The organism is Microcoleus sp. Pol8_D6, from assembly GCF_036700965.1.
In the GTDB taxonomy this organism is placed as follows: Bacteria; Cyanobacteriota; Cyanobacteriia; order Cyanobacteriales; family Microcoleaceae; genus Microcoleus.
In genome coordinates this window covers 1-17,345 of the sequence record NZ_JAUBPW010000100.1, presented here as the reverse complement: position 1 = coordinate 17,345, position 17,345 = coordinate 1, and the positions used below count along the sequence as shown (strand labels likewise).

The 17,345-nt window shown below is 43.6% G+C and carries 16 protein-coding genes and 1 pseudogene; 13 read left to right on the top strand and 4 right to left on the bottom strand.

The genetic code is table 11. The annotated features are described in order from the left end of the window. The coding region (locus QUA10_RS26925; protein WP_333086431.1) for a leucine-rich repeat domain-containing protein at positions 1 to 1,023 on the top strand (1,023 nt) is incomplete at its 5' end. 329 nt (positions 1,024 to 1,352) lie between these two features. Here QUA10_RS26925 and QUA10_RS26920 read toward each other — a convergent pair. Together QUA10_RS26920 and QUA10_RS26915 are read right to left on the bottom strand one after the other, a co-directional pair. Further along, positions 1,353 to 2,315: a hypothetical protein gene (locus QUA10_RS26920; protein WP_333082322.1), complete on the bottom strand. Its 963-nt coding sequence runs from the start codon at positions 2,313 to 2,315 to the stop codon at positions 1,353 to 1,355. 207 nt (positions 2,316 to 2,522) lie between these two features. Further along, complete coding sequence (locus tag QUA10_RS26915; protein ID WP_333082321.1) at positions 2,523 to 2,702, bottom strand: hypothetical protein; 180 nt, start codon at positions 2,700 to 2,702, stop codon at positions 2,523 to 2,525. 750 nt (positions 2,703 to 3,452) lie between these two features. On the opposite strand from QUA10_RS26915, the gene QUA10_RS26910 reads away from it, so the two are divergent. The 10 genes from QUA10_RS26910 to QUA10_RS26865 all read left to right on the top strand — a co-directional run bounded on the left by QUA10_RS26910 (position 3,453) and on the right by QUA10_RS26865 (position 13,759). After that, on the top strand, positions 3,453 to 6,596 hold the full coding sequence (locus tag QUA10_RS26910) for a peptidase domain-containing ABC transporter (protein WP_333082320.1): 3,144 nt from the start codon (positions 3,453 to 3,455) through the stop codon (positions 6,594 to 6,596). 166 nt (positions 6,597 to 6,762) lie between these two features. Continuing rightward, positions 6,763 to 8,571, top strand: a complete 1,809-nt coding sequence (locus tag QUA10_RS26905) for an HlyD family efflux transporter periplasmic adaptor subunit (protein ID WP_333082319.1) — start codon at positions 6,763 to 6,765, stop codon at positions 8,569 to 8,571. A gap of 70 nt (positions 8,572 to 8,641) precedes the next feature. Continuing rightward, positions 8,642 to 9,106, top strand: coding sequence for a HetP family heterocyst commitment protein (locus QUA10_RS26900; protein WP_333082318.1), 465 nt, complete (start codon positions 8,642 to 8,644; stop codon positions 9,104 to 9,106). Positions 9,107 to 9,510: 404 nt separating this feature from the next. Next, on the top strand, positions 9,511 to 9,786 hold the full coding sequence (locus tag QUA10_RS26895; protein WP_333082317.1) for a hypothetical protein: 276 nt from the start codon (positions 9,511 to 9,513) through the stop codon (positions 9,784 to 9,786). Positions 9,787 to 10,104: 318 nt separating this feature from the next. Beyond that, entirely contained in the window at positions 10,105 to 10,350 is a 246-nt protein-coding gene (locus QUA10_RS26890; RefSeq protein WP_333082316.1) for a hypothetical protein, read from the top strand. 40 nt (positions 10,351 to 10,390) lie between these two features. Then, positions 10,391 to 10,711, top strand: coding sequence for a TonB-dependent receptor (locus tag QUA10_RS26885; protein ID WP_333082315.1), 321 nt, complete (start codon positions 10,391 to 10,393; stop codon positions 10,709 to 10,711). Between the two features lie 271 nt (positions 10,712 to 10,982). Next, positions 10,983 to 11,579 (top strand): hypothetical protein, encoded by a 597-nt coding sequence (locus QUA10_RS26880; RefSeq protein ID WP_333082314.1) that lies wholly within the window; start codon positions 10,983 to 10,985, stop codon positions 11,577 to 11,579. Between the two features lie 129 nt (positions 11,580 to 11,708). Beyond that, on the top strand, positions 11,709 to 12,113 hold the full coding sequence (locus QUA10_RS26875) for a GNAT family N-acetyltransferase (RefSeq protein WP_333082313.1): 405 nt from the start codon (positions 11,709 to 11,711) through the stop codon (positions 12,111 to 12,113). A 69-nt stretch (positions 12,114 to 12,182) separates the two neighbouring features. Beyond that, entirely contained in the window at positions 12,183 to 13,253 is a 1,071-nt protein-coding gene (locus tag QUA10_RS26870; protein WP_333082312.1) for an IS630 family transposase, read from the top strand. 14 nt (positions 13,254 to 13,267) lie between these two features. Next, positions 13,268 to 13,759: a tetratricopeptide repeat protein gene (locus QUA10_RS26865; RefSeq protein ID WP_333082311.1), complete on the top strand. Its 492-nt coding sequence runs from the start codon at positions 13,268 to 13,270 to the stop codon at positions 13,757 to 13,759. 637 nt (positions 13,760 to 14,396) lie between these two features. Here the strand turns inward: QUA10_RS26865 and QUA10_RS26860 are convergent. Beyond that, positions 14,397 to 14,594, bottom strand: a complete 198-nt coding sequence (locus QUA10_RS26860; RefSeq protein ID WP_333082310.1) for a hypothetical protein — start codon at positions 14,592 to 14,594, stop codon at positions 14,397 to 14,399. A gap of 537 nt (positions 14,595 to 15,131) precedes the next feature. Between QUA10_RS26860 and QUA10_RS26855 the strand changes: the two genes are divergently transcribed. Both QUA10_RS26855 and QUA10_RS26850 read left to right on the top strand, forming a co-directional pair. Continuing rightward, on the top strand, positions 15,132 to 16,139 hold the full coding sequence (locus QUA10_RS26855) for a hypothetical protein (RefSeq protein WP_333082309.1): 1,008 nt from the start codon (positions 15,132 to 15,134) through the stop codon (positions 16,137 to 16,139). 85 nt (positions 16,140 to 16,224) lie between these two features. Further along, the gene (locus tag QUA10_RS26850; RefSeq protein ID WP_333082308.1) at positions 16,225 to 16,965 is read left to right on the top strand and encodes a peptidylprolyl isomerase; all 741 of its coding nucleotides are present in this window, start codon (positions 16,225 to 16,227) and stop codon (positions 16,963 to 16,965) included. A gap of 119 nt (positions 16,966 to 17,084) precedes the next feature. Here the strand turns inward: QUA10_RS26850 and QUA10_RS26845 are convergent. Next, positions 17,085 to 17,345 (bottom strand): annotated as a pseudogene (locus QUA10_RS26845) (hypothetical protein); the annotation flags it as partial.

Genomic DNA, 17,345 nt, shown 5'->3' with positions numbered 1-17,345 from the left:
CTGACTTCGCTTGACCTCAAAGGAAATCAAATCAGCGACATCAAACCGCTAGAATCCTTGACTAAACTGACTTCGCTTGACCTCAAAGGAAATCAAATCAGCGACATCAAACCGCTAGAATCCTTGACTAAACTGACTTCGCTTGACCTCAAAGGAAATCAAATCAGCGACATCAAACCGCTAGAATCCTTGACTAAACTGACTTCGCTTGACCTCAAAGGAAATCAAATCAGCGACATCAAACCGCTAGAATCCTTGACTAAACTGACTTCGCTCGGCATCAGCAGCAATAAAATCAGCGACATCAAACCGCTAGCATCCTTGACGAACCTGACTTCGCTCTGGCTCGAAGGAAATCAAATCAGCGACATCAAACTGCTAGCATCCTTGACTAACCTGACTGCGCTCACCCTCAGCAGCAATCAAATCAGCGACATCAAACTGCTAGCATCCTTGACTAACCTGACTGCGCTCACCCTCGAAGGAAATCAAATCAGCGACATCAAACCGTTAGCATCCTTGACTAAACTGACTAATCTCTGGCTCATCAACAATCAAATCACCGACATCAAACCGTTAGCATCATTGACTAACCTGACTTTTCTCTGGCTCATCAACAATCAAATCAGCGACATCAAACCCCTAACATCCTTGACGAACCTGACTTCGCTCTACCTGATTAACAATCCAATCAGCGACATCAAACCACTAGCATCCTTGACGAACCTGACTTCGCTGAACCTCAAAGGAAATCAAATCAACGACATCAAACCGCTAGCATCCTTGACCAACCTGACTTTTCTCTGGCTCATCAACAATCAAATCAGCGACATCAAACCGCTAGCATCTTTGACTAACCTGACTTCGCTCGTCCTCATCAACAATCAAATCAATGACATCAAACCGTTAGCATCCTTGACTAAACTGACTAATCTCTTCCTCAGCGGAAATCCGATCGCGCCCAAAACTTGCCCTCTCAAACCAGAGTCTATCTGCAATTGGGAACCACTACCTAAACCATAAAACTTTAGAGTTTAGAATATTAGCCGATCAAGTACGATCGCCAATTCTATCCGCACATCGGCTTCAGTCAGGGGGAGATTGTCGGGAAGGTCGATCGTAATTTGCATGATTTATAGTACCTTTTAATTTCAATTGTCTCTGAAGTGCGATCGTTACAGATTCATTAAACTTTGATTCATGCGCTGTATTCTTCAAGATTAAAACGAGTAGATATGTCAGCACTTTAACATAGCTGGGTGCTTAGGGCGCACCTTACCCCACAATAAAATTGAACTCTGAGTGGAACAGGCCGAAAAGCCTGTTCATGAAACTCGTGCAATATCTCAGATTTAAGCGACCTTGCGCGGTGCATCAACCATCGGTGCAGTACCAAACAAATGTCTGAGATAACTGCGACTGAGTTCGCGGTTCCAGCGCCGCAGCCGCACCATCACTCGCGTGAATGTAAAAGTCAATTCCAACACCAAAGAAAGCTGTTTGAGACTGAGTGAAGTATTAAACACATCATTGCCGTGCGTGCGTTCAATCTGATGGTGTTTCAGCAAAGCAATCAGGTTTTTGGTAGAGCCTTTTAGTTGATTGAAGTAACTCTGGGAGAATGCCCAGCGGCTGAAACCCCAAAACTTAGCCAAATGATTGATCTCATCCTGTAAAGGCTGGGAAATTGCCTGTTGCAACGCTCCTGTTGAGTGTACCATTAACCATAAATAAACAGAAGTAGCTCCCCACTCGGTACTCAGGCGACTAATCACGTGTTTGTAGGTATCTTGCCAAGCGTCACCTGTGGATTGACAGCCATTCACAGAGTTCGGTTTTACTTGCAGTTTTTCTGCTGTAAGTTGCTGGTAAATTTTCCTAAATGTCGGGCAATGTTGGCGTTCTTCTTTTTCCCAGACACCTATCTCTAAGATGTTGCCGTTGTTATCAAAAATTCCTCCCATAAACCGCGCCATTTGCGGGTAAATATGCTGTAAATAGCACCAACTTTCTCTACCGTAGCTGCGGATGGGAGCTTCAATTTCTGCCGCACTTGCCAAAATTTGTAAAAATATTTCTGGCTTGACACCAATAATTTGGTCGCGATTGATTCCTTGCCAATCTATGGGTTCCCAAGGGCGGGGATGCGGGGCGGAAAATTGCTGGGGCAGATCGGAAAGTCGATCGCTCAAAACTTCCAATGACATATAATGGTCGATGAGGGAGTTAATCCTGGCCCGACTTTGCAAGTAGCGAGGGCTTTGATACTGATTTCCAGCCAAATCAATTGTATACACCTTACCAGTAGCTTTCATTGTTTCTGCCTGTTCCTAACTTTTACAGCTATTGTGCAAAAGGCATTTGGGAAGTCGCAATGAGTAACCTGCAGGCTGGTCAATTACTAGCAGTTGCCTTGATTGAGCCGAACTCAGGTGAAGGGGCATGAAGTAGGGTGAACTAAACAACAGATGATACGGCTAAGATGTGCCGAAGAGTAGCCTTCCTCCCATCAATAGTCTCTACTATTGAAAATACAAAGAATTGCCACTGCCCGTCAGCATGACAATCCTATCCCGTTTTTGTAAAGCAGCTTCGACAATTTCCTGCTGCCGCGGGATCAAAGAGTCATAGCCAAAAAAATGTTTGAGAACTTGTTCCAGGGACAGCCGCACAGAAGATTTTGGCGGATTAGACGCTGACATTTGCAGTAGTTGGTTGTTGGATTCTACACTATTCCATGCTTTTGGAGAACAAATACACTGAGTGCGATCGCACAAAATTCGTTAAGCAGAAAAACCGATACTTTTAATCGGGGTGTAGACGGATAGTGATGGGTATCGATAGTGATGGGTTTGGGCCCTTACAGAAGTCACCCCCAAATGGAAAGCCGTTATCCACAGCAGAATTTTCCACTTTACTTTAATTCGTTACATACCGAGATTAGATGGTGAATTCATTGCTTGAATTGCTGCTACAAACTAATAGCCATCAATATTTCTTTACAATGATCGGGCTCTGCACTTCAGAAGCGATCGTCAAAAATTGATGGTTTTTGAACCCTGAATGTCAATTCCTCTGTATATATACGTATACCAGGCTCAACATTTGCCTGCCCCAGCTTCACATAATCTTCATAAATCTCCGTATAATTACGGTAAGTTTATAAAGATTTGGTAAAGATTGCCCTTAAAGGTAGCCCAAATCACGATTCTGTAAGTTAAACTTAGAGCCAGCCAAAACCACACTTACGTAATCACCACACAATCCTGAAAAAACGCAATTTTATATATCCTAAAGGCGTTGAAGGGATGCCGTAACTAAGGGGTGTTAGTCGGACATATCGACCAACAGTTTTTAAGCCAACTAAATTGCAACTAAACCAATAAAAATTGCTCATAACCGGGTTAGTTGTCATTCAAAAAATTTGTTTCAAATTTTTGACAGGGTGAGTTATGAAAAAAAAATTAGGGGTTAAAAATCTGATTTTTAAAACCCCAGAAGCCTTGGAAAATTTCCCGGCTATTCAGAAAATTTTCGAGGAAGTCGGTGCAGAACCGACATTAGTGGCGAAATTAAATACAGCGTGTGAACTTTGCGAGTTTCAGCTCGGAGATGAAATCACTCAATATCAAACATCAGATAGCAACAATTTTCTTGAAAAAGAACAGAGCGATCGCAATTTTTATTTAGTTTGCGAGGGAAGAGTCAGACTGCTAGCGGTAGAAGCGTCTCACCAGCAGGAAATTTCGGCGGTGGTACTGGAAGTCGGGGCAATATTTGGGACAGATAACCTATTTCTTGACAGCGGACTGCCTTACAGGGCAATTGCGGCCGGCACTTGCCAAATCGGTCGAATTGCTGCCACCACAATGCAGCTTATTTTAGAGGAATTCCCGCAACTGCAACAGCACTTGCAGCAAGAATTTCAAGAGCGACAGCGGTTAATATTTTTCAAGACACAAACAGATTTGCGATCGCTCCCTCGCCACCAACAACAGATTCTTTGGCCCCACTTACTTCCTTACATAGAAGAAAGCCGAATTCCTGCCGGAGTTTCCCTCGCTGGGCCTTGCCAAAACTCCAACAATCATTTTTGGCTCCGCAACGGTCAAATTCAAGGTCAAGCACCGCCAATTATCGGCAGTAACTGGGAAAATTCAGACATAAAAAGCAACTGGATCGCCCTAACAGACCTGCTAATTTACCAGCTTAGCAGCGAACAGTGGGAAATCGCCAAAGCCACAATTAGTTCCGAAAGCAATTCCCGCCCTAAAATCCTCCGTAAACCTCCGATTTTAAGCTTAGTAACGGCGCCCCAAGATGCCAAATTAACCTCACAAACCGAGCCATCAAAATTAACCGCAGTTGCTCAGCAAAAACCCGCAACCGGAATCATCAGCTTTCCCAAACCCAAGCAGCGCAGCTGGTTGAGCAGCAAACACCCCTTCATTCAACAACAGAGCGCAGCAGATTGTGGAGCTACTTGCTTAGCCATGATTAGCGAGTATTGGGGTAAAAAATTCAGCCTAAATTACTTGCGCGAATTGGCAGAAATAGGCCGCAGCGGGGCGTCGCTCAAGAGTCTGGCAAAAGCAGCGGAAAGGATGGGATTTCAAACCCGTCCCGTGCGAGCTTCTTTAACTCCGCTGCGAAATCAAAATCCCTGGATTGCTCACTGGCAAGGCAATCACTACGTGGCAGTTTACCGCTTTAAAAATCAACAGGTTTTAGTGGCTGATCCGGCTGCTGGCAAGCGGTGGATGAGCATTAAAACTTTTACCGAAAATTGGACTGGGTACGCCCTAATTTTAGACCCGACAGCGGAACTATACCGCAATCACAGTGCCGAACATCAAGGCATTAAAATTAAAGATTTTGTTGGCATAGTCTGGCCCTACCGCGTTGCGATCGCCCAAATTCTGCTCCTCTCCTTGTTGCTCCAAATATTTGGTTTAGTTACTCCCCTATTTACCCAAGTAATTCTCGATCAAGTGGTTGTCAGCAAAAGCATAGTAACTCTGCACGTTTTTGCGCTCGGACTGCTGCTGTTTAGTGTTTGGCGAACGCTGTTGGGTGCAACGAGACAGTATTTGCTGGATTATTTGTCGAACCGCATTGACCTGACTTTAATTAGCGGCTTTATCAGTCACACTCTCAGTTTGCCGATCAAGTTTTTTGAATCTCGTCAGGTGGGCGATATCTTGACGCGGGTTCAGGAAAATCAAAAAATTCAGGCATTTTTGACTCGCCAAGCTATTACGGCTTGGTTGGATGCTTTGATGGCTGTAGTTTACATCGGACTGATGGTTTACTATAACTGGCGTCTGGCTTTGTTGGTGCTGGCGTTGATTCCACCGATCGTGATTTTGACTTTAGTGGCAACTCCGTTTCTGCGAAAAGTGTCGCGGGAGGTTTTTACCGAAAGTGCCAAGCAAAATTCATCTTTGGTGGAAATGATTACTGGGGTGGCGACGGTTAAGGCAACTGCTGCTGAGCGAGAAATGCGCTGGCGCTGGGAAGACCAATTAACCTGCATGATTAATGCTAAATTTCGCGGGCAGAAGTTGGCTAATTCTTTGCAGGTGATTGGGGGTGGGATTAATACTTTGGGCAGTACGGCTTTGCTGTGGTACGGGGCAATGTTGGTGATTCAAGACGAGTTGACTATCGGTCAATTTGTGGCTTTTAATATGATGATTGGGAGCGTGATTTCTCCTGTCTTGTCTGTAGTAGGACTGTGGGATGAGTTTCAAGAAGTGCTCGTTTCGATCGAGCGTTTGGATGATGTATTCTCTGCCCAACCTGAAGAAAGCCCTTACAAGCCAATGCTGGTGCTGCCTCGCATTCAGGGAAACGTCAAGTTTGACAATGTTTCTTTCCGTTATGCCCAGGACGAGGAACGCAATACGCTGCAAAATATTTCCTTTGAGGTGCAAGCTGGAGAAACTGTGGCAATTGTCGGTCGCAGCGGTTCCGGTAAGAGCACTTTGGTAAAGTTGCTGCAAGGTTTCTATTATCCAGAAAAGGGGCGGCTGACAATTGACGGCCACGATATTCGCCACATTTCTTTGCAGTCGCTGCGAGTTCAGTTGGGTGTTGTTCCTCAAGATTGTTTCTTGTTTTCGGGAACGATTTTGGAAAATATTACGCTGTATAAAAACGGAAATGATGCTGCTTCTGCAAGCTTGGAAGAGGCGATAGAAGTGGCGAAGCTTGCAGAAGCTCATGCTTTTATTCAAGATATGCCGCTGGGTTATCAAACTCCTGTGGGGGAAAGGGGAACGAGTTTGTCTGGGGGCCAGCGGCAGCGAATTGCGATCGCCCGCGCTCTTTTGGGTGATCCCCGAATTTTGGTTTTGGATGAAGCAACTTCTTCGCTGGATACGGAGTCTGAGCGCAGGTTTCAGCAAAATCTCGCCCGCATTAGTCGCGATCGCACTGCGTTTATTATCGCTCACCGGTTGTCTACGGTGCGTAATGCCGATCGAATTTTGGTTCTAGACAAAGGCATTTTAGCCGAACAAGGCAACCACGACGAATTGATGGCTGAACGCGGACTTTACTATCACCTCGCTCAGCAACAACTCGATATTTAAGTCATTAGTCATTAGTCATTAGTCATTAGTCATTAGTCTTTAGTCTTTAGCAACCTACACAAGACTAAAGATAATTTTTACTTACTCCTGACTTATAACTCCTGACTTATAGCTCCTAACAACTGCCAACTGCCAACAGTCAACAGACTAATTTGGAGGACATAAAATGTTTTCACAAGATGAGAAAGAATTAGGCCACGCTCCTAACGAAATAGGTGAAGTCTATGGGGGCGTCGCTTCTAGGCAAGAAAACGAACCCAGAAAAAAAGACCGCTCTTTAGAAGTTGTCGAACCTCAAAATCGCTCTTCTCAAACTCATGAGGGTATCAATATTGCCAAATTACAGTTACGGCAGCCTGATGCTAAGAATTGGTCAACTTCTTTGCACTCGATACTCGACCAGCCACCAGTATCTTTTCCCCAGCGGTTGATATTAGGAGGAATGGTTTTTTCCGTAGCTTTTGGAGCGTGGGCAACTTTGGGAAAAATTGACGAGGTTGGTCATGCTCAGGGCAAATTAGTTCCCAAAGGTGCTGTTTACAAAATTCACCCGACGGATACGGGAAAAATTATTAACCTCGCTATCAAAGAAGGTCAAAAAATCAAAGCTGGACAATTATTGGCCGAATTAGACCCGGCGAATGCCCAGAGCGAGGTGGAGCGTCTTGAGAAAATTCTGGACGCTTATCGGATTCAATTGATGCAAGAGATGAGTTCGATCGAGAGAACTCGACTGGAAGTTGAAGCGAGCCAAGCTATTGCTGCTGCGGACCAGCGGGGGGCTGAAGCTGCGATCGCCCGTGCTCGCGCTTCAGCGGCCACCACGCAGTCTCAAATCGAGCAATTGCAAGCAGATTTAGTGTCTCAGCAAGCGCGCAAGCAACAGCTCAAACCTCTGGAAAAGAATGTGCAAGATTTGCTCTCGCAACTGAAAACAGATATTAACTCGCAGCAAGGGCGGCGCGATCAGGTGAAACCATTGCAACGCAAGACTCAAGAATTGCTGGGGCAATTGCAAGCAAAAGTGGTGGCTCACAAAGAGCGGATCGCGCGTCTCAAACCTTTGGTAGATGAAGGAGCGTTGTCAAAAGACGTATTGTTTCAAGCTGAGGAAGCTCTGCGAGAAAGCGAAAATGCGGTGATTAGAAGCCAGTTGGGGGAGACAACTCAGGCTGACGATCGCGCCTTTGAAGTCGAGCAAACCGTTCGCGACAGGCAAAGTGCTGCGATCAGGAGTCAACTGTCTGATGCAACTGGGGTTAAGGAAAGGTTGTTTGAAGTCGAGCAAAATTTGCGCGATCGAACTAGCGCCATTTCTAGAACCCAAGGTGAATTAGCCCAACAATTGGCAGAAGTCGATCGACTGCAAGCCGAAGCCGCCAGCAAACAAGCCGCAGCGCGCCAAACGCAGTTAGAAAAAGAGCAAAAAATTCAGCAGTTGGAAATGCAATTAAATCAAGTCAAATCCAAAATTGCCGAAACCCAAACCCTGCTCGATCAAGCAAAAAATAAGCTCAAACAAAGATTTCTCTACGCACCCGTCAGCGGAGTCATTTCCGCACTCAACATTCACAACACTGGCGAAGTAGTTCAACCGGGTCAAACTATTGCAGAAATGACTCCGAATCAGGCTCCTCTGGTGCTGGAAGTGAATTTGCCGAACCGAGAAGCGGGATTTGTCAAAACCGGAATGCCGGTGCAAGTCAAATTCGATGCTTTTCCCTATCAAAATTACGGCGTTATTCCGGGAAAAGTTTTATCTATTTCGCCGGATGCCAAAACAGACGAGCGATTGGGTGTTGTTTACCGGGTGGAAGTGAGTATCGATCGAGACTCAGTGAAAGCCAACAATCAAACCTGGAAACTCAAAGCTGGCCAAACAGCTACTGCGGAAATTGTCATCCGCCAGCGCAGCATAGCCGACATTTTGCTTGACCCTCTCAAGCAACTACAAAAAGGCGGCATGAGTTTGTAGAAATTAGTCAGGCAACAGCCAACAGCCAACAGTTAACAGATTTGCACTTTACAAAAAACAGGATAAAATAATGAATTCCCAATTCCACAATTCTGCCAATCATTCCCAAGTTGGAATCAAACCAGAACAATTGGATGAGATAATTTCAGCCATCCTGGCAGGAAAGTATTCTTGGGCTTGTTTTTTACTTTTGCGGTGCACGGGTTACAACCCTCTCGACTATATCCCTTACCGTACTTCCAACCGCTTGCTTAAGGAAAACAGTCAAATCAGCAAGTCGAGTAAATCGGAAACTAAGTCTGCATTGGGCAAAATTGCTGATTTAGATCATCTGGAGGTGGTGAGGGAACAACGAGCCGGAGTTCGAGGGGGTTCTGTAACTCCCGCTTTTAGCGAGTTGTATCCAGATACTGTAGGTGTTGTACCTGAAGTCAATGCTGAAGGGCAAAATATCTTGGCGCCGACGGTTGATGTTCACAATCAAGAATTTTTTGCTCGATTTAAGAGGCACTGGTTTAATTGGGCGGGCAAGTAAATTAGTCGATCGATCGACAACCCGGTTGCGGGCGTTGGGTGTACCAATTTTTTGGTTGACTCACCGCAGGCGATCGGGTTTTTGAGTATCTAACATCGGCGCTTTCGATAAATCTGCCAAAATGGCAACTTTAGCCAAATTAATTACTTTATACTAAGAAACCCGATTTTAGCTATTGTGGATTTATACTGCTTTGCGATCGATATCAATACAGTTAGCACACTGTTTCGGCAATACCCGTCCTAATCCAGTTGATTGAGTAGCCTACCTTTTTCGTCTTCAGTCCCTGTCAAAATTAATCTGCCAAAATGGCAACACAGGTCTGATTAGCCTAGCTATATTAAATACAGAACAACCAAAGGTTGCTTCTAGCAAACAACTCACAAGCAAAAAGGATAAAAGCCATGATTATTTCCGATCTGAACTACTTGGAAAGTGCTGAAACTTCTGCTGTTGTTGGTGGTATCTTTTTCGGCAACCTCGACTCCGATATTTATGCCGAACTCAATGTTAAGGAACGCTTTGACGTGGACAAGATTTACACGCAATATGTTGACATTAAGGGCAATCTAGCAACAGCTCAATCTGAAGCGTTTGGGAAAAATACCTCCACCCAAATCTTTACTACTGTTGTAGAAGGTAAGTATTCTGCCTCCACTGGATTTTCGGCTGCTAGCTAGCATATAACTCCAATTCATCAAGTCACTTGGCAATTGGAATAAGTAGGTGGGCAGAAACGATTTCAACTATTTGATAGTAGGGCTTCAGAGCTCAAGCCCTACTAATAATTTAATACAGAGAGTTGAGGTTTTCTTACATAGTTGGGTTGATTCTGACCGCCTTCCTTAGATGATTTAAGTAGTTGATTTATTTGCTTTTAGGCAAGTAATTAACTGACCCAATCTTGTTTCAAATGAAGCCGTAGGCAATTACCATCTACGACTTACAAATTTAGGATTTTTCCAATTTTATAATCAACAAAAATCGGTGTTAAACTCATGACTGACTATAAAGTTGTTGTCAAACGCATAGTCTCACCCGATGGTAAAGTTATTGCTGAGGCGAAAAGCGTAGTCGAAGCATCTGGCGATGATCGAGGTGAAATTAGTCAAAGCGTGTCTGTAAAGGTTTCATCTGCTACTAGCTCCAGCAGTTACGCCAAATCGAGTTCTAGTAGTTCTTCTTCATCTAGTTTTAGCAGCACTTCATCAACATCTATTTACTGTAATAGATATTCAATTTAATAATGAATTTTGTCTGCTAAAAAGTTTTCGTGATACTGCCATGAAATATTGCTTAATTATCTCTGACTTAAGTTATTTAGAACCCATTAAGGAAAGCACAGTTATAGTAGGTGGTGGCAATGTTTACGGTGATACATTCGCCACAACAACAGCAGAGCCTGGATATGCGATCGCTGTTGCAGGTGGATTTGCCATTGGTAATCAAACTTATACAAATACTCTAACCAACACAACGGTTAAAGACTTGGGTAGTCTTGAGTATAGTAGAGCCAATGCAACAGCCACAGCCTATGCAAGGACTGGAAACCAAAGTGCTTCATCTACAATTCGCACTACTTCTATTTCATTTTTTGGGCGTTAATAGTCTCACCCGATAGGAAGATGATCAATGTTGCAATTTTGATGTTGCACAAGATACTTGTTAGAGATCCTCTCAGGAGGATTAAGAGGATATAGTCTTAATCGACAAATATGGGGAGTATAATTGGTGAGGGAAAAATCATATGCAGATTGAGAAAATTGATAATTTTGAAACATTTAATAAAACCCTATAAAATTGGGATTCTGTATACGCCGCAGATCATCAGGCTCAGTTCTTCTTGTCCTGGATTTGGTTATCTAGATGGTTGCAGATGGTGCATGAGCCGTGGTTCATATTAGCTGCAAAACCAGATACCAAAGATTCATCCTATGTTGCTTTTTTTACTCTAAAAAGTTTATTATCCCACCAGGATGGAGGCGGCTTTGAAACTGACATCTGCATGGCAGGAAATAGCATAGCAGATTACACAGGACTTATTTGCCTGCCTGGTTATGAAGAAGAGGTAATTCCTGCTTTTGCTGCTTACATCCAGCAAAGGTTAGTATGGTCTAGTTTCAATGTAAAAAGTATTCTAGAAACAGATACACGAATGTCTCTATTGTTGAGGAATTTTTCTGCAGATAGTTTTGAACTCAGTCAACTCCGCATTCAAAGTGTGAATGAAGAAGAACCCGATATTTATCTTGCTCCTTATGTTTCATTACCAGATGACTGGGAGCAATATCTACAAAACTACGTCGGTGTCAATACTCGTCAAAAAATCCGACGCTTTTTAAGGAAAGTTGACAAATCTGATGAGTTTTATATCACCCACATTAACGCAGACAATTTGGAATCTCATATTGAGATACTACTGAAGTTCTGGGAGTCCAGATGGAAAAAGCAAAAAGGGATACCTTTGAGCTAATCATGGATTACTATCGCCTGATTTTACGTCATTGTTTTGAACAATAACTGCCTGTAGCTTTCGGTTATGTGGAAAGTAGACAGACCTTTAGGGGCGATCGCCAACTTTGTGGATTTTTAGCAAAAATCCATGCTATTTGTGATTACAGGTCGCGATCAAACCTTTAAAAATCCTCCACCTGGGCTTATCCTCCATGCTGATGCAATTCGATACGCGATTCAAAATGGCTTTAAAGTGTACGACTTTTTAAGGGGCAATGAGGAATATAAGTATTCTTTAGGAGCTAAAGATCGGCACATTCAGCATATCGTAGTCAAAGACAAGAATGGTCAGAATAAACAAGAGGATGTTAGAGATCTTCTTCCTTTAGCACTTCAGCTCGCTGTTCGGGATCATCGATCGAACCGACTCACCAAAGCTGAACAGGGATACCATCAGATTCTGGAAGCTCAATCAAATCACCCAGAAGCACTCTATGGACTGGGGGTGTTGAGAGGCAAAAAGGCGATTACCAAACGGCAGAAAATTTACTGAAAAACCTGCTTCATACCATTTTTTTAAAGATGTGATAGACTTGTGTAAAAAGTAAAGGCGAGAATTACAATGTCTGGTCGTCCTCATATAAAGATTACCGAATCGGCAGAAAATTTACGAAAAATCCTCAAACAGCAAAAAAAAATCTTAGCTTATAACAAAGTTCAAATGCTTTATTTATTTCAGTCAAAACAAGTTGAAACTGTGCGGGAAGTATCCGCAGTTTTAGGTAAAAGTGAGGCAACGATTCATCGCTGGCTCTCCCAATATAGAAAGGGCGGTCTGGAAAATTTGTTAAAAAATAGGCAGGTTTTCGGTCGCCCAAAAAAGTTCTCAGTTGAAATAGCAGCGACCTTGCAACAAGAGTTGAGAGACCCTGAAGGATTTAAGAGTTATAAAGAAGTTCATCTTTGGCTCTGGTTGATTAAAGGAATAGCCAGTAGTTACTCGGCTGTCTATTCTTTAGTAAGAGGGGAATTAAAAAGTAAATTAAGAATTCCCAGACCTCGCAGTATTTCTCAGAAATCTACGGCAATTACTGAATTCAAAAATAACTTGCATCAACAGATAAAAGCTTTACTAAACAAAGCTTTACCTCAAGTAAACAAATATAAAAAAGTCACTTATTGGTGTAGTGATGAAACGCGGATAGGGCTGCATACAATTCCTCGGCGCAAGCTGACGCTTTCCGGCGTAAAGCCCGTCGGGAAGCATCAATGGAAATTTGAGTGTTTTTGGCTGTATGGGGCAGTATCGAGCGCTACGGGAAAAAGTTTTTTTTGGGAGTTTTCGCATTTAGACAAAGTTTGTTTTGAAGCATATTTACAACTTTTGTCAATCCAATATCCTCATGAATTACACATCATTCAAGTTGATAACGCACCCGCTCATAAGCTGGACTCATCTGAATTACCAGACAATGTTATTTTACTATTTCAGCCTCCGGCTTGTCCTGAAGTAAACCCGACAGAAAGAGTGTGGGAATATCTGAAAGATTTTTTAGCTTGGTCGGTATTTAGTAATCTTGACGAACTCCGCATAAAGGTCCAGGAAGTTTTGGTATCTTTCACCGATCGTGTCATTGGTTTTCTCACCGGATGGTCTTGGATTTTACATTCTTTATCTCTATCACATCTTTAAAAAAATAGTATCAGGTGCAGCCAAACTCTATCAAGGCTTTATTTGGTTTGGGGAATTTATATCAAACTCAAGATCGGTTATCCGAGGCGATAGAAACCTATCATCAAGTCTTAGCTCTACAGCCTGATGCGATCGCCGCATACAATAACCTTGGCTATGCTCTACAGCAGGAAGGCAAATGGGAAGATGCGATCGCCTACTATCAAAAAGCACTAGAACTAAAGCCTGATTGCGTTGAAGCTGAGGTTAACTTAGCCAATGCACTTCATGCTCAAGGAAAGCTCTCCTTAGAGAAACAAGCTCATTACGCGGCAATGAACAATGATTTAGGCTCGAAATGTAAACAAGTAGGCGATTTAAAAACAGCGATCGCTTACTATAGCCAGTCCCTCTCTATGAAACCAGATTTAGCAGAGGCTCACTATAATTTGGATCAAGTGATGCAAGAACAAGCTGAACATCAAACCGCAACTTTCTGCGAGCAAAAAACTCCCATACCAGCCTAGTAGTCCGCTAAGTTAGTTTTGATTAATTTAAAAAAGAGTATCATTATTATGTTAATCTCTGATTTGTACTATAGCAATCATAAATGATTTGCGTAATTATTGTAGGGGCAATCCCCCCGTGGTTGCCCCGATAGATAGGGGGTAGGAACGGGGGCACTACCCTACAAATTTATCTGAATGATTTAGGATTGCTATACCTCGAAAATGTTTCAGAAAACGACTTGATTTTAGGTGGTTCTGCATTGCGATTGGAGGCTTTTTCATCAGTGGACAGTGGAAACACTTTGACTGCTAAAGACATTATTTTTAGAAACAAAGGTAAAGTTACGAAAACAAGGGGTATATGAACAGCTAGGGCGATTGGCACTAATCCTCTAGCTGATGTTGATGTTTACTACGCGGGCTTTGATAAAGTCAAGGTAAAAATTAAATCAGGAGCAGGAGCAAACTATGCTGTTGAGAGTGTTACTGTAAAGGCGATGGACTTGCCACACGAACTTTCAGGGCTTGTAGTCAGGGCTTAAGTTCTTTTTAGCTTTTAATGATTGACCACTGCGTCACGGGTACGAGGGGTTTCTGGCCGAGGAAAGAGCCGATCGCCCCAACTCGCTGAATGCCAATTCTAATTACTTCCGCATCATGGCAGGTGCAGGGCGATCGCGATCGCCCTGCACCTGCCATGACTCCGCATCCATTCGATCGCGATCGTATTCAAATCGGCTAAATCCGTCGCCTTCCCGGCTGATGCAAGCCCCTCCAACTGCCGTTCCAAGTCCCCTCCCATCCGCTCAACCACAGTCCTCAAACTGCTGCCAAACCCCGCTCTGTTAATCACAATTCAGGAACGGGAGCAGCGGTGTGTCGATCGGCGCTCAGCACCAGCAAGCGCGTGCCCGGATACAAAGAGTATAAAAATTGAAAACAGGCGTAAGTCTGATAATTTCAAACAAATCTGCCAAATTGGCAACATACCTCTAATTAGTCCAGATATATTCAGGTAAATAGCAATTAAACACGGTTTTTGCTCATCTTTAGCAGTCTGGCCTAATACTTTTTGAGTAGGGGCGAGTGCAAGGAAGATGCTGTTTAAAATTATACAAGCCTTTTGAGAGTGATGGTGATGGCTAAATCAAATGCCATTGGCAATCAGTACCGATCGCCCAGATTGGTATTGGTAACAATTTTTTCCTGTCCTATTTTCTGGATGCACCAAGGTTCATTTATTAAAAACATTTCAGTCTTTAGTCTGAAGTCAAAAGCAATTGTTTCACACTCTTTAAAATCCTACATTGGCATTCATTGAGATTCGCAATGTCGGCGCTCGTGCAAGTGATTTTCGTCTTTACATACAAGTAAAAGGAGATAAATCGCGATGCCTCCATTCGATTCATTAGCTCCTGAGCCCTTAAATAATATTGTTGGAAACAGCAATAGTTTAAACACCTTGAATTCGGTGGCGAATAACCCTGGTGCGGGCAGCAGCAGTAGTTCCAGCACATCTAGTGCCTTTGTAGATAACAGCGGTGCAGGCAGTACCAGCAGCGCGACAGCAAGTTCCCCGATGGGAAGCAGTACAAGTAGTGAGACTGCTTACGCTGTGGGGGCTACATCTAGCAGTGGCAGCGCGATAGCGAGTGCTTCTACAGTGGCGCCCCCAACTACTAACGCCACAGCGCCAACACCCACAGCGCCAACACCCACACCGTCAAATAATGACGGTTCAACGTTCACCCCCGTGACTGGTGGCACTTCTAGCAATTCAAGTCCATCTAATTTCTCTCCAGACAGTACGGGTACTGGCGACGAGAGTACGATCGACAGCAACGGCGACGGATATTGGCTGGGCACCAACGACAGCGATGTGATTACTGGCGATAGCGGGAGTGATCAAATTTTTGCAGGAAGCGGCGACGATATTGTCCAAGCTAACAGAGGTGATGATGCGATCGATGGAGGCGATGGAAACGACACTTTGCGGGGAGGGAAAGGTCAAGATTTGCTAATTGGCGGCAACGGCGACGATTTTCTTTGCGGCGACTTCGGCACCGATACATTGATTGGAGGTAGCGGCGCTGATACCTTTGCATTTAGATCGGAAACAGCTAGTGCAGCAGCTAATCCATTGTTAGCAGATCGAGTCGTTGATTTTAATCCTGCTCAAGGCGATCGAATTGGGCTGATAGGGGGAATTTCGGTAACAGACTTGACACTCGTCGCGTTTGATACGGATGGTGACGGTACGACAGACGCGACTCTGCTCCAGTTTAGTTCAAATAATGGCGATCGAATTTTAGCTCTTGTTTTGGGAACAGTTAACGCAGCAGGTGCAACAACTTTGAGCAATTCTAATTTTATTAGTTTGCCAAATGAAATTGTGTAGCAAAGCGTTAACCGTTAACACAAACTACCCCGCAGGAATCGTCGGGAGATGAAGTTAATAAAGTTATATAGGTTGAGAGAGAAACATGAAGGACTTTTACGGACCCTTGATTGAAGCAAGTGAAATCATCGAACTACTCAGACAAGAGATGCAATTAAAAACATTTAGTCAAAAGGTTTTGCAGAAAAAAGTTATTGAGAAAGCAGCCCAGGAACGGGGGTTAACTGTGACTCCCGACGAAATACAAGCTGTGGGCGACCAACTCCGCCGAGAGAAGCGTTTGGAGAAAGCGGCGGACACGATTGCTTGGCTGGTCGATCAGATGATTTCTGTAGAAGATTTAGAAGCCGGGATTTGCGATCGGCTCCTCAGCCAAAAACTAGCCGAACACTTGTTTAGCAAAGAAGTAGAAAAGATTTTTGTTCAAAACAAACTGCAATTCGACCAAATAATTCTTTATCAAATAATTGTTGCCAACCGCCAGCTTGCTCAGGAACTATTTTATCAAATTCAAGAAGGAGAAATCAGCTTTTTTGATGCTGCTCATCTTTACGATATTGACGAAAATCGTCGGCATATATGCGGTTGCGAAGGCAAGGTTTATCGGTGGGGTTTAAAACCCGACATAGCCGTCGCCGTATTTAGCGCCCCACCCGGAGAAGTGATTCGTCCAATTGAAACAGAGCTAGGATATCACTTGTTCTTGGTTGAAAAGTTTCTCCCGGCGGAATTAACCCCTGAACGGTATCAAGAAATATTGCACAATCTGTTTAACGAATGGTTGGCGAACGAAGTCAACTATTTATTGTACAGTTCTAAAGTGTAGGTGGCGCGCGGAGCACAGAGAAGCCTAAGTGGTTTGACGCGCTACTTATAGCGCTAAGGTGTGGTGTACATGGAAGCCTAAATATAGAGGTTCTCCGTAAGTCGTATAATTGTTGGCATTTAATTTGGTAATTTGGATTTAACTATATTACAAAAATTGATAAAGTGGCGAAAAGTAGTCAGTTGTTCTGGCTGAAGTTGAATCCTTGTCAATAGTTGTTCCAAATAAAATGGCTTGAGTACATCTCCGGGTCTTGTTTTAGAATATGTGGTATTTTTAGCTTCAAATAACACTTTCAAATAAGGGGTGCATCTCAGTTTTGCAAATACATCAAGTGGAAAGTTGACCATTGAGATAAGCACAGCGCAGAGAAAGGATAG